The 16,321-nt window shown below is 34.0% G+C and carries 11 protein-coding genes, 1 tRNA gene and 1 pseudogene; 3 read left to right on the top strand and 10 right to left on the bottom strand.

Annotation, left to right across the window (positions count from 1 at the left end; all coding sequences use genetic code 11):
* Positions 1-30: 30 nt before the first annotated feature.
* From scpA to ACH2BP_RS04540, 9 genes and pseudogenes are all read right to left on the bottom strand, one after another.
* Positions 31-2,154, bottom strand: a complete 2,124-nt coding sequence (gene scpA / locus ACH2BP_RS04580; RefSeq protein ID WP_395057469.1) for a methylmalonyl-CoA mutase — start codon at positions 2,152-2,154, stop codon at positions 31-33.
* A 4-nt stretch (positions 2,155-2,158) separates the two neighbouring features.
* Complete coding sequence (locus tag ACH2BP_RS04575; protein WP_395057467.1) at positions 2,159-2,611, bottom strand: hypothetical protein; 453 nt, start codon at positions 2,609-2,611, stop codon at positions 2,159-2,161.
* Between the two features lie 5 nt (positions 2,612-2,616).
* Positions 2,617-3,984 carry a methylmalonyl-CoA mutase subunit beta gene (locus ACH2BP_RS04570; RefSeq protein WP_395057465.1) on the bottom strand — a complete coding sequence of 456 codons (1,368 nt, stop codon included), beginning with the start codon at positions 3,982-3,984 and terminating at the stop codon, positions 2,617-2,619.
* Between the two features lie 33 nt (positions 3,985-4,017).
* Entirely contained in the window at positions 4,018-4,347 is a 330-nt protein-coding gene (locus ACH2BP_RS04565) for a septum formation initiator family protein (protein ID WP_395057463.1), read from the bottom strand.
* A gap of 135 nt (positions 4,348-4,482) precedes the next feature.
* On the bottom strand, positions 4,483-5,091 hold the full coding sequence (gene udk / locus ACH2BP_RS04560) for a uridine kinase (RefSeq protein ID WP_395057461.1): 609 nt from the start codon (positions 5,089-5,091) through the stop codon (positions 4,483-4,485).
* A 47-nt stretch (positions 5,092-5,138) separates the two neighbouring features.
* Positions 5,139-6,362, bottom strand: a complete 1,224-nt coding sequence (locus tag ACH2BP_RS04555) for a hypothetical protein (RefSeq protein WP_395057459.1) — start codon at positions 6,360-6,362, stop codon at positions 5,139-5,141.
* Entirely contained in the window at positions 6,355-8,862 is a 2,508-nt protein-coding gene (locus ACH2BP_RS04550; protein ID WP_395057457.1) for a DUF2339 domain-containing protein, read from the bottom strand. The genes ACH2BP_RS04555 and ACH2BP_RS04550 overlap by 8 nt, the downstream gene beginning before the upstream one ends.
* Positions 8,863-9,042: 180 nt before the next feature.
* Positions 9,043-9,249, bottom strand: a pseudogene (locus ACH2BP_RS04545) (GIY-YIG nuclease family protein); the annotation flags it as partial.
* Between the two features lie 89 nt (positions 9,250-9,338).
* Positions 9,339-9,413 (bottom strand) — tRNA-Pro (locus ACH2BP_RS04540).
* 161 nt (positions 9,414-9,574) lie between these two features.
* Between ACH2BP_RS04540 and ACH2BP_RS04535 the strand changes: the two genes are divergently transcribed.
* From ACH2BP_RS04535 to ACH2BP_RS04525, 3 genes are all read left to right on the top strand, one after another.
* Positions 9,575-10,837 (top strand): asparagine synthetase B, encoded by a 1,263-nt coding sequence (locus ACH2BP_RS04535; RefSeq protein ID WP_395057455.1) that lies wholly within the window; start codon positions 9,575-9,577, stop codon positions 10,835-10,837.
* A gap of 231 nt (positions 10,838-11,068) precedes the next feature.
* Entirely contained in the window at positions 11,069-13,270 is a 2,202-nt protein-coding gene (locus ACH2BP_RS04530; RefSeq protein ID WP_395057453.1) for a T9SS type A sorting domain-containing protein, read from the top strand.
* Between the two features lie 79 nt (positions 13,271-13,349).
* On the top strand, positions 13,350-14,261 hold the full coding sequence (locus ACH2BP_RS04525) for a glutaminase (protein ID WP_395057451.1): 912 nt from the start codon (positions 13,350-13,352) through the stop codon (positions 14,259-14,261).
* A gap of 47 nt (positions 14,262-14,308) precedes the next feature.
* On the opposite strand, the gene ACH2BP_RS04520 is transcribed toward ACH2BP_RS04525, so the two are convergent.
* Positions 14,309-16,321 (bottom strand): DPP IV N-terminal domain-containing protein (locus tag ACH2BP_RS04520; RefSeq protein ID WP_395057449.1); only part of this gene is annotated, 2,013 nt, incomplete at its 5' end.

Raw genomic sequence — 16,321 nt, 5'->3', positions numbered from 1 at the left:
TAAAAACTTGTCAGGTGTTAATGTGTAAAACTAATCCCCAATTAAAACCTCCAAAATACTAATCGCAGCTTCACTAATTTTTGTTCCAGGGCCAAAAACGGCAACTGCTCCAGCATCAAATAAATATTGGTAATCTTGTGCGGGAATTACACCGCCTACAATAACCATAATGTCTTCACGACCATATTTTTTGAGTTCTTCAATAACTTGTGGTACTAAGGTTTTATGTCCTGCAGCTAATGAGGAAACGCCTAAAATGTGTACGTCGTTTTCCACGGCTTGTTTCGCCGCTTCGGCAGGTGTCTGGAATAATGGACCTATATCGACATCAAAACCGACATCGGCGTAACCTGTGGCGACTACTTTTGCGCCACGATCATGTCCGTCTTGCCCCATTTTTGCAATCATAATTCTAGGACGGCGACCTTCTTTTTTGGCGAATTCGTCGGCTAGTTGTTTTGCTTTTTCAAAACTTTTGTCGTCTTTTATTTCTTTACTATACACGCCACTAAATGTTTTAATTTGTGCTTTGTATCGTCCGAAAACGGTTTCTAATGCGTCCGAAATTTCGCCTAAAGTGGTTCTGTTTCTAGCCGCTTCTACCGCTATTTCTAGCAAATTACCTTCGCCAGTTTGTGCACAAAGTGTTAGTTTTTTGAGTGAATTCTGAACTTTTTCGTTATCACGAGTTGCTTTTATTCTGTCTAATTGTTCGAGTTGTTGTTTGCGAACCATCTGATTATCAACATCGAGAATATGCAACGGATCTTCTTTTTCTAATCGGTATTTGTTTACCCCAACAATGATGTCTTGACTAGAATCGATACGAGCTTGTTTTCTGGCTGCGGCTTCTTCGATACGTAATTTAGGAATTCCGGCTTCGATGGCTTTTGTCATACCGCCCAATTCTTCGACTTCTTCGATGAGTGCCCAAGCTTTATCGGCTATTTCGTTGGTTAAACTTTCTACATAAAAACTTCCAGCCCAAGGATCGACAGTTTTACAAATTTTAGTTTCTTCTTGAATGTATATTTGGGTGTTTCTAGCGATTCGTGCCGAAAAATCTGTTGGTAAAGCTATAGCTTCATCAAGTGCATTGGTGTGTAAAGATTGTGTTCCGCCAAAGGCTGCCGCCATGGCTTCTACAGTGGTTCTCGCCACATTGTTAAACGGGTCTTGCTCGGTCAAACTCCAGCCTGATGTTTGGCAATGCGTTCTTAAAGCTAATGATTTATCGTCTTTTGGTTCAAATTGTTTGACTAATTTTGCCCAAATCATTCGGCCAGCTCGCATTTTGGCAATTTCCATAAAATGATTCATTCCTATTGCCCAGAAAAAAGATAGGCGAGGAGCGAACTCATCGATTTTCATTCCTGTTGCTAGTCCTGTTCTAATGTATTCTAAACCGTCGGCAAGAGTATAAGCCAATTCAATATCGGCGGTAGCTCCCGCTTCTTGCATGTGATAACCTGAAATAGAGATAGAGTTGAATTTTGGCATTTTTTTGCTCGTAAATTCAAAAATATCTGCAATGATTTTCATGGAAGGCGTTGGTGGATAGATATAGGTATTTCGTACCATAAATTCCTTTAGAATATCATTTTGAATGGTTCCCGAAAGCAATTCTGGTTTTACACCTTGTTCTTCAGCAGCAACGATATAAAAAGCCATGATTGGTAATACGGCACCGTTCATCGTCATAGAAACCGACATTTCGTCGAGTGGAATCTGATCGAATAATACTTTCATATCTTCTACCGAATCTATGGCAACTCCTGCTTTTCCTACATCGCCCACGACACGTTCGTGATCAGAATCGTAACCTCTGTGTGTAGGTAGATCGAACGCAATAGAAAGGCCTTTTTGTCCAGCAGCTAGATTACGGCGGTAAAAAGCATTACTTTCTTCGGCTGTCGAAAATCCAGCATATTGGCGAATGGTCCAAGGTCGGCGAACGTACATTGTAGCGTAAGGTCCGCGTAAATTTGGCGCAAAGCCAGCTCCAAAATCAAGATGTTCGAGATTTTTGGTGTCTTGTTCTGAATAATCAGATTTTACTTCAATCCCTTCGGCTGTTAGGTAGCTTTTGCCTTTTGCCTCTTGGTTTTTGGTTTCTGTCTTTTCTAATGAAATATGTTGAACGTTTTTACGCATTACTTTATTCAATTATTTTGAATGTACTTCGTTGTTTAATATAGGTTTTGTTGCTATTACCAATGAGTCCACCAACAACTGTTGTTCCAGCTCCTATGGCAAATAATGAAAAGGCATTTCCGTTTCCAAATGCGGCTGCAACACCAGATCCTGCTACTAATCCCAATCCTGTTCCTAAAACAATATTTTTTAGGGCTCTTCCTTTTTTAGGAAAGTATTTAATACTGTTTATGTTGTCAATTTGTACGGGAACACCATTTACAGCAATGCTTTCTGCATTTTCGAATGTTAAGATTCCAACTAATTTTTCTCTTTTTACAGTAGTAACTTTTACACGTTGTGCTTCTTGAAAAAGAATAGATTTACCTGTTTGGTTATTGGTAACTTCTAATTTTTTTGTTTGAGAAAAGGTATTCAGTGATACAAATAGTATTATAAATGATAGGATAGTTTTCATATGTTTTATTTTTCGGTTTCTAGTCTTTCTTGTTCCATTTTTTCTGCCAATCTTTTTTCGATAATTGGTGTGATTAATGTTTTTCTTGGTTTTATTTTTACGAAAGGAAATAATTCTAAATCATGAGTCATTTTGTCATTTTTGTTCGGATATTTATTAGTTCCCAAAAGGACTTCTTTTCCAGATTCGAATAATTCTTGCTCTTTTTGAGCACTTTCTTGTATTTTTTTCTGAATATTTCCTTCTTTCAGTTGTTTTATTAATCCGCCATTTGCTTCAATTTCTTTGAATAAAAGTAATGATTTTTCGGCAAGTTGCGCTGTTAAATTTTCTATATAATACGTTCCGTCGGCTGGATTGTTTACAATATCAAAATAGCTTTCTTTCTTTAATATTAACAATTGATTGCGTGAAATCCTGTCGCCAAATTCGTTGTCTTTGTGGTAAATAGCGTCATAAGCTAAATTTGCAACCGCATTTGCGCCGCCAAGAATAGCACTCATACATTCTGTCGTAGTGCGCAACATATTTGTATTGTAATCGTATAATGTTTTGTTACGCTTGGTTGGTGTTGCAATAATATGACAATCGAAATTATGATTATACTCTTTAGCTAGTGTGTTGAAAAGTAGTCGTAAAGCTCTTAGTTTAGCTATTTCGAAGAAATAATTTGTTCCTACCGAAACTTCGATAGTTATGGGTTGGTTTATATTTTGAATATGATTGAAATATTCATTTGTATGTGCTAATGTGTATGCCAATTGTTGCACCATATTAGCTCCTGCATTCTGATATAAAGTTGCATTTATATTAATGAATGATACATTTTTGCATTCTTTAGAAATGGAATTTAAAACATCAAAATTGTCTTTTGTTTCACTTTCAAACCAGTTTCCATCGGAAGTCAATTGGTGAATTGGATCGACCAAGCAATTAATAATTGCATTTTTAGACAATGCAATTTCGTTTACTTTTTTGATAAAATTTGCTGATAAGAATTTTAAATTTAAATAAACAGGAATTTTATCTAAAGCTATTTCGGACAGTAATTTTGTGATGTCTAAATCTTCGTTTTCGATCGTGAAACGTACACTTTCGGCACCACGTGCAATTGAATCATTTGCTTTGCGAATAGATTTTTCGATATCGAAAACAAAGATATTTTGAACTATTGTACAATTTGAAGCTTCAGTAACAATATTTGTTGTTTTATAATCTTCGTCTTTGTGATAAAATGGTTTTACTTTAATTCCTTCTGGACTTTCCCAAACTAAAGTTTCATTATAATCTGCACCTTTTAGTTCAAATTGAATTTGTTGTTTCCACTGTTTTGAGGAAAGGGAATCGAAATCGCTGAATAAATTGGTTTCCAAAATGTTTGTATTTATGGTTTGTGTTGGTACGATTTATCTAATATTTTTTTCTAAAGTATCTCCTTCAAATTCGATGATGTATATGTCTTCGCTGTCTTTTTTCATATAGTATTTTTCGCGAGCATATTTTTCTATTTGGGCTGGATTTTTTAGCTTTTTTATTTGGTCTTTGTCCTTTTTTATTTCTTCTTGGTAATATATTTTATTGTCTTCTAGTTCGTTTATCTCTTTGTTGAGAACACGATGATCTAGATAGGAATAATTGTCTAGAAACAATATCCAAGTTACAAAAAACACGGATACAATAACATACTTATTGAGTAGGATTTTGTACGGAATTTTGTTTTTGAATGGATTGTTCATTTTTTACTGGTTTTTAGCCCCGATAGCAGTAAAAATCCTTTTTTCCCGCTTTTTTTTCGGGAGAAAAGATTGTAACGAATAGCGGGAAATAGCTCCACCCTTCGACTACGCTCAGGGTGACAATATATAAATAATTTATGAAATTCGTTGGTTTATTACTGCTCTTACCACATCGATAGCAACGGTGTTGTATTTGTCGTTTGGAATGATAATATCGGCAAATGCTTTTGTTGGCTCGATAAATTGCTGGTGCATAGGTTTTAGTGTAGTTTGGTATCGGTTTAAAACCTCTTCCATATCACGACCACGTTCTGCAATATCACGTTTTAGACGGCGAATTAGTCGTTCGTCTGAATCGGCATGAACAAATATTTTGATGTCAAATAATTCGCGTAATTCTGGATTTGTTAGGATCAAAATTCCTTCTACAATCATTACTTTTCTTGGATGAGTAGAAATGGTATCGTCTGTTCTATTGTGTTTTACAAACGAATATACAGGTTGGTCTATTGTTTTTCCTGCTTTTAAATCTTTGAGGTGTTGTACTAATAATTCGAAATCGATAGCTCTTGGGTGATCGAAATTTATTTGTGAACGTTCGTCGTAGCTTAAATTTTGAGTTTCTTTATAATAAGAATCTTGAGAAATAATTCCTACTTCGGTATCTGGTAACTGGTTCATGATTTGATGAACTACGGTTGTTTTTCCTGAACCTGTTCCGCCTGCAATTCCTATAATCAGCATAAGTGTGTCGTTTAATGGAGCAAAAATAGGAATTTATCTTTTTATAATTAAGATTTGTTATTCATATCTTTTGCTAAACTTGTTGCAAAATAGGCAATGGCAATTCCTCCTACCAAAATGCAAACCCACATAAACCAAGATTCCTGCCATAATGTTTTACTTACTGTAGTTTCAGCGTTGTTTTTAATTTGTTTTGTTTCAATAATTTGAGCTTTTGGTAGATTTGTAGAAATACTATTTTTAAAGTTTTCTAAATCATATTGAGGTATGTTTAAATCTTTATTTCCTGTTGTAATGGTATAATTCTCGTTAGCTTTTAAATCGGTAATTATATGAATTGGAACTTGAAAAAATTGTATATTAGAAATAATTAGTGGCTGATTGTCTTGATTTTCTATTTCTATTAAAAGCTCCTTTTCGAAAATTTGAGAAATATCAAATGTATTATTTGTTTCAGAATTTAGCTCGAAACTAGCCAATTGTTCTTGATAGTTTTCAAATTTATACTTTACTTTTCGAGTTGCTTTTTTGTATACAGAGACAGTTCGTTTGTAAAGTTTTGGATTAGAAATAGCAAATGAAATCTGATTTAAAATTTGAGGATTGTCAAAATTAATTCGAATTCGTGTCTTTTTTTCTAGCTTAAGTTCTGTTACAGATTTTGATTTATATGAAACGTTTAGTAATGTGTTTTTTGAAGTCTTCGAATTAAAATAACCAACATTTAAAATATTTATCGGAAGTGTTTTTTTGTCATTGAAATCTATTTTTAAATACTTGTAAAAGCAAATTGGAATAGAAACTGTCGAAAATCCTGATGAAGATTCTTCAGGGTAAACAGGTGACAAAAAATCATCGTTTACTAATCCGAACCATTTTTCGTTGTCCATACTACCGCTAATACTATAGGATTTTGTAATGTTTGAGTTAGCCATTTCTAGTATTACTTCATTGATTGTCGATTTTGGATTTTCGAAAATTAGAACCGTGTTTTTGTTTGGTACAACAGTTTTAGAAATAATTTTATAAGGAACAAATTTAGTATTACTAGATTGATTACTTCTGGCCTCAAAATAATAGGGAACTTCATTTTTCTTGCTGTCAAAAATTCTAAAATCACTCAAATCGTCATTCGATAATGAACGAAGTTGCGTTGGTAAAACTAGTTTGTGTAAACCGTCTTTTCCGTCAGATTTTATTTTTGCTGTTGTAATATTATTTTGTGCAAACGATAAGTTTGCAATAAATAATAGGATAAAAAATTTATTCATTCTCATCAATTTTGTTCATTTCTTCAGATTCTTCTGGCTTTACATCATCAATAACCAAAACTTTTATTTTTTGATATACAAACGATATTATCAAAATTAAAACACCTAATAATATGAATGCAATAATTTTTCCAGTTTCGGAAACATTACTAATATCGTACACAAATAATTTTAGAACAGTTAATCCGAGTAAAGACAATGCAATTATTCGTATGGTTTTGTTTTGTTTTTTTATTCCAATAATTAGGAAAATAAAGGCTAAAAATCCCCATAAAATTGGAAAACTAGCTTTCCAGATTCGAGTTCTTGCATCTGAAATGAAATCGTAAGCAATCAGACTACGTAAATATTCAATATCCGTTTTGTAATCGGCATACATAGCACTGCTTTTTATATCTTGTAGAGTAACTGGCGAATTCATGATTACTAATCCGTGAAGCATTATTTCGGTACTAGCTAAAAATATAATATAGAAGGCTGAAATCCAGATAAAGATGTTTTTATTAAAGAATTCAGAAATAACTTTATCTTTTTCCATTTTGTATAATTGGTATCCAAAATAAATAATAATTGCCAGCGAAAAATAATGTAAATAAAAAGCAATTCTTTGATGAATTCCAGTACTGATATATTGTTCGTGCTCGGAAAAAGCATAATTTGAGAACCAAAATGTAAATAAGAAAATATTTGCAACGGCTATAACTGTTGCGAAATTGTAAGCAAATTCGTTTTTGTTTTTAAGTACAATGTAAGACAGTGTAGCAAGAAATAATAAGTGATAAACTATTGGAAATGCAATAGCCGAATCTGGATTCTGAATATAATCATGAGCTTGATAATTAACTTCGATAATTCCTACAAAATAGCTAAGAATAATTCCTAGTAAGAAAGCAAGTTTCCTGTAATTTTCGGGGTTAAAAGTAATCCCGAACTGTTTATAGTTTTCGTTTTCATTTCTTAATAAATAATAAATAGCGAATAATGAAGCAATGGCGAATAATCCTGTTATAAAAATTGGATTAATTATAATATTCAGAATACTATTACCTCCATAAATTTTCCCCCAATCGATGATTAAACTTATAAACATCAAGAAATGTACAATTACCGAAGCAAAACGATAACTGGTTGTTTCAGATTTTTGTGCTAACCAAATAAGTAAAACAGCTTCAACAGCCCAAAATAAAGTGATGTAATGTCCGTTAAACTGAATAGGAATTGCAAGTGTTACAAATGTTAGTGTAAGACCAATTAGTAAATAAATCGCCGTTTTGTCTAACCCAAATTTCTTGTATAAGAACCAAGCATAAGTTAGATTTAAAAGCGCAATAAATGTTGTGAACAAACCTTTTAGTTCAGGATGATAATTAGATAAAATTACCATTCCAGCAGCATAAAATAAGAAAGTGTTTAGTGCTAAAAGGGATAGTTGTATTTTGGTAAAAACACCTTTTGTTTTTATATTGTTAATGATGTTTATTAGAATAAATATAAAATAGAAGGCAAATCCAAATAGTAAACCACCAAGATAATGAGGTTTAGGTTCATTTATTTCGGTCGATAACCAACCGCCGTAAAGTAGTACTGTAAAAATGAATGCTAACGTATTAAGCAAACTCCATTTTTTGTAATAGGCTAATGCCAAAATTCCGACATTCAAAATAATAATATAACTAAATAATACAAAATAGTTTCCTGAGCCAGTGCTAATCATAAATGGAACGGCAAAACCACCAATTAAGGAAAGTACAGCGAGTTCTATTCTATCATAGGAATAGGAAATAAACACACTAAATCCAGTAATAGCTACCATAATTATAAAAGCAACTGTTTGACTAAATAAATGATATTCGTGAAAAGCTATTCCTATTGTGAAATAAAAAATTGCAATAGCTCCAGCTACAAAAACCGAACTAAATGCAGCATATTGTAGTCTTAACTTATGAGCTATTCCCATAACCAAAGCGCCACTAAGAATGCCAATACCAACTCGAGCAGGTTCGTTTATCCAATTTTTATCGATAGCATATTTTACGAAATAACTAATTCCAAGAACAAGAATTAGGATTCCTAATTTGCTAATTAAATTCTCGCCAATAAATTTTTCTAAATCAGGGTTTTTTTCTTTAAAATTCTCCCAAAATGATTTTTTGGGAGGAACAGAAATGTAAGGTTTCTGGATAGGTTTTGGTTCTTCTGTTTTTGATATATTTTGGCTCTCTAACGGAGAGAAAACTATTTCTTTGTGTATTTCTGGATTAAATTCTTCAATAACAGGAGTAATTATGGCTTGTTTTGCTTCTTCAAAAGTTGCTATAGGTTTTTCTTTCTCATATATAGGAGAAGTAATTGGCTGCGTTACTTTTTCGTTTACCTTTAATTGCTCTACTAATTTCTTTAGCTCTTTAAATCTTTCATCTATTTTGTCAAATTTTGATTTTAAGGTATTAGAAATATAAAATAAAAAACCGATAGCGAGAACAAGTGAAAATATTTCCATAGTACAATTGTAAAACATTATGATTGTAAATATAACAACATTTATGTATTGTATGTCTGTAGGTAAAGTAATTTTCGTGCTTTATAAACAAAAAAAAGTCTTTTCAAATAAATGAAAAGACTTTAGTCGGGGTGGTCCCGCTTCTAAGCGGGACGGCCTTCACGCCTTGGCTTGACGCTATTACTGTTCGTTATTTAAGTCATCTAGGAATAGTTTAGCACCTCTTTTTTTGATTTTCTTTTCTAATAACATTGCTTCAGAACGAGTCTGTAATTGGAAATGATGAATTAATTTCCAAGGAGAGCCTGATTTTGTTGCAATGTCATATCCGGAATTATGCCTGTGAATCCTATCTTCAAGATTGTTAGATTGCCCAATATAATACCTATTATTAGATTCACTTTAAAGTATATAAACAAAAAACATAAATGGAATAAACAAAAAAAAGTCTTTTCAAATAAATGAAAAGACTTTAGTCGGGGTGGCAGGATTCGAACCTGCGGCCTCCTGCTCCCAAAGCAGGCGCGATAACCGGGCTACGCTACACCCCGTGTAAGCGAGTGCAAATATAAGGTTTAATTTTAGTTTTCAAAATAAAATCTAGAAATAAAACATTTAATTTTTATTTATAATCTATTGGTTAAAATTTTGAATCAACATTTTTATCTTTTTTCATACATTAAAACTATTATCTTTGAAATTAAAAATTATAATGCAGTTCAAGAAGTTATTCGTTAGTTTAATAATCCTCTTTTCGTTTTCTGTGAAAGCAAATTTTATTTTGCTTCCTATGGATGAAACTTCACAAAAAAACCATATCAAAGCCTACGGAATTACTTATTGGGCCCTAGATAAACAATATAAGGCAAGTTGGTTGCTTAATTATCGTGGTGGATCTTTTTTATTGCCAGATGCTTCTGAAATTAGAAAAGAATGTCAAATACGAGGCGTAAGTTTTGAAGTGCTTTCTGATACTGAAACTAATAATATCCTCGCAGATATTTCTTCTCCATCACAAAATATGGAAACCGTCGTCTTAGAAAAAGCGCCTAAAGTTGCGGTTTATTCTCCACCAGGGAAGCAACCTTGGGACGATGCAGTGACTATGGTTTTAACTTATGCAGAAATTCCGTTTACTATAATCTATGATGAGGAAGTATTGAGTGATCAATTAATTTTGTATGATTGGTTGCATTTGCATCACGAAGACTTTACAGGACAATACGGTAAGTTTTTTGGAGCTTATAGGACGGCACCTTGGTATATTCAACAAAAACAAGATGCCGAAGCATTGGCAAAAAAGCTAGGATTTAACAAAGTTTCCGAAGAAAAAGGAGCTGTAGCCAGGAAAATTAGAGATTTTGTTATTGGTGGTGGATTCATGTTTGCCATGTGTTCTGCAACCGATAGTTTCGATATTGCATTGGCTGCCGAAGGAGTCGATATTTGCGAACCTATGTTTGATGGAGATGTGAGCGAAGCCAATTACCAATCGAAAATTGATTATTCGAAAACATTTGCTTTCAAAGATTTTATCTTAGACAGAAAACCCGAGCATTATGAATTTTCGAATATAGATATGACTGAAAAAAGACAAGTTCCTTTCGAAAAAGATTATTTTACGCTTATGGAATTCTCAGCAAAATGGGATGTTATTCCAACTATGTTATGCCAAAACCACACATCCTTAGTCAAAGGGTTTATGGGGCAAACAACATCTTTCGATAGACAATTAATAAAAACAAATGTCTTGGTTTTAGGAGAAAACCAAATTAACGAAGAAGCACGTTATATACATGGACAAAAAGGAAAAGGTTTTTTTACTTTCTATGGTGGTCATGATCCCGAAGATTTTCAACATCGAGTAGGTGATGAACCTACGGTTTTAGATTTACACCCAAATTCGCCGGGTTTCCGATTAATTTTAAATAATATATTGTTTCCCGCAGCAAGAAAGAAAAAACAGAAAACATAAACTTTTTAGGATAATTTCGTTTAAAATTAAAGTGTATCTAAGAAAAGAAAACTATGTTTTATTTTTTGTAAAAATAACCAAAACTGATTATTAAGTTAGATCTTAGCTATGCAGAACTGGAAAACGGATTTTGGTTGCTGAATTCAAGAATTTACTTTTTGCAAAACAGTTTTTTTTCGTTTTAATAGTTTAGTTTTACCTCAAACATTCACAATATATAAATTTGATTTCATGAAAAAAATAATACTTAGTATTTTTACATTTATACTAACAAGTTCTTTACTGGCTCAAACTTGCGATTACATCTATGTTTCAACAACAGGAAACAATGTTAATCCAGGTACACAACCATTACCAGTACAAACATTAAGTTATGCGATGACTTTGCTCACTGCTACAACTACCTCTATTCGAATGGAGGCTGGTGTTTACAACGAGTCCTCAATAATTAATTTACCGAACAATGTACAAATTGAGGGAAGATTCACCGTTTCGACTGGTGTTTGGACTAAATCAAGTTCGGCCACAACAACGATAAATTTTTCTGGTGAAGAAATTGCGTCAGGTGTTACGCATCGTATGGGTATAAAAGCAAATGGTACAAGCGGTTGGGGATTGACAGATTTAAATATTACAACAACCAATGTTGCAGGTCTAGATCCCTCAAACAGAGGTAAGTCAAACTATGCCGTTTGGTTAAATAACTGCAGTAACTACACAATAAGTAGGTGTGTTATTACTAGCGGAAATGCAAGTTCGGGCGTAAATGGAGCTCCAGGTACTAATGGACTTCCAGGTGCTAATGGAACTATTGGCGGTAACGGTTCTTGCGATGTGGATGGTAATGGTGGAACTGGAGGTGCCGGAGGTACAGGTGCCGGAGGTACAGGTGCTGGAGGTACAGGTGTAATAAATGCAAATGGCACAGCAGGCACAGCAGGTACTGGCCGTAATGGCGGTGGCGGTGGCGCCGGAGGTTCGGGTGGACAAACTGCTTGCAATAGTGGTAAAACTGGAGGAAATGGCGGTAATGGTTCTTGTGGTGCTGCCGCAGGTACAACAGGTGGATTTGGTGGCGGTTGTGGAGACCCGGGAGGTGATGGTCAAAATGGAGCCTCAGGGGCTGCAGGAGCTGCAGGAGTTGTAGGAACAGCTGCATTTGGCGGTACGTTTGTATCTGGTTTTTTTGTACCTGGTGCAACGGGAGGAACAGGAGCTAACGGTTGCGGCGGAGCCGGGGGTAAAGGCGGTGGCGGTGGCGGTAGCCAAAGTTGTACATTCTGTGATAATGGCCCTGGTAATGGAGGCGCAGGCGGCGGAGGTGGCGGTCAAGGCGGAACAGGCGGTCAAAGTGGAACAAGCGGAGGGTCATCTTTTTCAATCTGTAGAACTTTAAGTTCAACTGGAGCAAATATTACTCAAACGACTTTAATAAATGGCGCTTTTGGAACTGGTGGTGCTGGCGGTAACAGTGGTACTGGCGGTAACGGTGGAATCGGCGGAGTTAGAAATACATTATGTACTGCTGAAATAGGTGAAGGTGGTGCTGGTGGTCCTGGCGGTGCTGGCGGTGCTGGCGGTGCTGGTAGAGCGGGTGCTAGCGGGTTTACAAGTCAACTATGTACAGATTTTGTATTTTCTTCGCCATCGGTTACGATTATTCCAAATCCAACAATAACCGCAAATTATTATGGTTGTACTAATTCTGAGGTTGTTTTAACAAGTGCTTCAGGTGTTTGGGCGTTAGAACCAACAGCAAGTTTCATCAATGATTTAACAGCGACAACTTCTAGTTATACAACAACTTCACCAACAATTATAACAACATATAATTCCATTGGTTATAAAAACATTAATAATGGGAATGCTTTCAATAATTTTGTATCGATTGTAAAAACTCGAAACTTACCAACATTCAATACTACCATGTCATCGACCACTTCTGAAGGTGCAAGTTATTTGTTTGATACTACTACAATGGGAGTTCAATATGAATGGGTTGTATTTTTAGCAAGTGCATCAACAGCTTCGCCTCTAGCAACTTTCACAACACAAACTGCTAATTGGACAGTACCAACTGTTGGATCGCCAGCTAATTATAGTGTGCGTCTACGTGTAAAAGAATTATGTTGCGATTGGTCTGCTCCGGTGTATTTTGATTTTGCTACAAACACTTTAGGAACTTCTAGTTTTGAGCTAGCATCAAAATTAAGCATTTTCCCAAATCCAGCAACAAATAATGTAACGATTCAGTTTAGCGATTTGAATAATCTAACTTTGCAAGTATACGATATCAATGGACGAGTATTGTTAAACCAAAATTTAAATAGCACCTCTAACAATATCGATATTTCAAAATTGCCATCAGGAATGTATTTTTTTAAAGTAAATTCTGAAAAAGGAACTGCAACAAGTAAAGTGATTAAGAATTAAATTGTTTTTTTTAATATTAAAATGCTTCGGGAAATCGAAGCCTTACTTTTTATCTTTGTTTTTTTAATTTAAGAATGAAATGAATTACGAGCAGATTCTAAAAGAAATATACCAAGAAACAAAATCACTTCCAACAATTGGAAGTGTTTCCTCATCAATACCTGAACTAGCAAAAATCGAGGCAAGTAAATTTGGAATTCATCTTACAACCATCAATCATCAAGATTTTGGAATAGGTGATAGTGACGAAAAATTTTCTATACAATCGGTTTCAAAAGCGTTGACTGTAGCTTTGGCATTTTCTTTTTTAGACGAAAAAGTATGGGAACGAGTAGGGGTAGAACCATCGGGAAGTGCATTCAATTCGTTGGTGCAATTAGAATACGAAAAAGGAATTCCTAGAAATCCATTTATAAACGCTGGAGCTTTAGTTATTGCTGATATGTTAGTTTCTAGTTTAGAGAATCCAAAAGAAGATTTTTTAAAATTTATTCATAAAATCTCTGGATGCGAAACTATCGATTACAATCTAAAAGTAGCCAAATCTGAAAAAGATACAGGTTTTAGAAATGCAGCTTTGGCTAACTTTCTCAAATCATTCGGTAATATAAATAATGATGTTGATGCCGTTCTTGATTTTTATTTTCACCAATGTTCTTTAGAAATGACGTGTAAAGAATTGGCTCATTCGTTTTTCTTTTTTGCGAATGAAGGCATGTCCATTTCAGGAGAACAAATTTTGACTAAAAGTCAAGTAAAACGGTTGAATGCTTTAATGCAAACGTGTGGTTTTTATGATGAATCTGGAGAGTTTACCTATAAAGTGGGCTTGCCTGGAAAAAGTGGTATAGGTGGCGGAATTGCAGCTTTATATCCTAAAAACTTTGTAGTTGCGACTTGGTCACCACGACTCAATGAAAAAGGAAATTCTGAGCTCGGAATGAGTGCTTTAGAATTGTTGACTACAAAAACAGGAATGTCTGTGTTTTAGAAAAAAAAAACCTGACAGGTTTTCAAAACTTGTCAGGTATAGTATGCTTACTTGTTATTCTCAATTACATAATCCAAAACTTTCTTCATTAAATGAACCCTGTCTTTTCCTTGCACATTGTGTTTGTGCATTGGGTAAGGGAAAAAATCAACTTGCTTCTCTGCTTCTACAAATTTCTTAACAAGAGCAAAGTTGTGTTGCATGACCACAACATCATCACTTGTACCGTGTATAAGTAATAATTTTCCTTTCAAGTTTTTCACATAATTTAGTGTATTTGCTTCGTCAAAACCTTTCTGGTTTTCAGCTGGAGTGTCCATATAACGTTCGCCATACATGATTTCATACCATTTCCAATCAGTTACTGGGCCGCCAGCAACACCAACTTTGAAAGTATCAGGTTTACGCAACATTAACGAACTTGTCATAAATCCGCCATAACTCCAACCGTGAACTGCTAATCTATTTTCATCAACATAAGGCAATGATTTTAAATACTCTACACCTTTTATTTGATCATCAATTTCGTTAGAACCGCATCGTCCGTGAATAACACTTTCGAAAGCAACACCACGATTGTCAGACCCACGATTATCTACTGTAAAGACTAAATAACCTTGTTCTGCCATCCAGTACATCCAAAGATTTGCACCATCTAAATAAGAATTTGTAATCATTTGAGCATGTGGTCCACCGTAAACATAGACTAAAACTGGATATTTTTTTGAAGCATCAAAATTGCTTGGTTTGATTAGACGGGTAAATAAATCGGTAGTTCCATCAGCACTTTTGATGGTTTTCACTTCCGAAGTTCCTATTTCGTAACCATCGTATTTATTTTTGCTTTCTAAAAGTGTTTTTACAACTAATTTTTTGTCATACAACAATGATTTACTTGGTGTTGCGTGGTTCGAATATTCATCGAAAAAATAACTTCCATCAAAATTTGGAATGCAATTATGTACTCCTAAATCTTTGGTGATTAAGGTTTGTTTTCCTTTTAAATCTACTTTATAAGCTAACATATTGGTTCCGTTTTCTCCTGTTGCTTTAAAATAAATTTCGTTTCCAACGTTATTTGAACCAATGATTTCTCTAACTGGGAATTTATTGGCTGTTAGTTGTTTGATTAATTTTCCTTCAATCGAATAATAGTATAAATTATTGAATCCGTCTTTTTCTGAAATCCAAACAAAATTATTAGATGTAGTATTTGGGAAAAATGCAGGATGTTCTGGTTCTACCCATTTATCACTTTTCTCGTTTAGAATTGTACGTACAAAAGCACCAGAATTAGCGTCGTAAACATTCAAATTCATATCGTTTTGCCCACGATTTACTTCTGCAATCAAAATATATTTTTCATCAGGTGTCCAAGAAAGATTCGTTAAATAGTCTTCTTGATTTCCTTTTGGCAAAATAAAAACTGTTTTGTTCGTTACTACATTATAAATTCCAACTCTTGGCTTTTCTGATTTCTGACCAATCATTGGGTATTTTATGTTTTCTAATTTCCCCGGAGTTTCAGTAATATCTAATAAAGGATAATCAGCTACATTGGTTTCATCTTTTTGATAAAAAGCCAAATAAGCCGATTTTGGGGACCAGAAAATCCCTCCAGAAATTCCGAATTCGCTTCTAGAAATTGTTTGTCCAGAAACTATATTTTTATCAAAATTATTTGTAACCGTAATTTTTTCTTTATTTTTATTAAAGAAAAATAAATTGTTATTTTCGGTAAAAGCTAAATTTTCATTAGCATTATCAAAAGTCTGATTTTCGGCAGATGCTGGTGTTTCTTGAATGGTTTTACCAAGTTTTGTTGAAACTTCGTAACTATAAAACTTCAAACTATTTGAAATGTTCAATGTGTTTTGGTTTTTCCATTGGTAACCAAAAAATGAATTTATTTTTGAACCTAATGATTGGTTTAAATCATCGAGACTTAGTATTAGCGATGATTTATTGTCAACTGCATTTGCAAGCATTAATTTGGTTCCGTTTTCTACATAATATGTGTATTTATTAGTGTTAGGAATCCATTGAAAACCGGCTAATTT

The sequence above is a fragment of the Flavobacterium sp. genome (assembly GCF_043756175.1).
Taxonomy (GTDB): Bacteria; Bacteroidota; Bacteroidia; order Flavobacteriales; family Flavobacteriaceae; genus Flavobacterium.
Note: the sequence above shows the minus strand (reverse complement) of the source record. Positions and strands in the feature narration are given on the sequence as shown.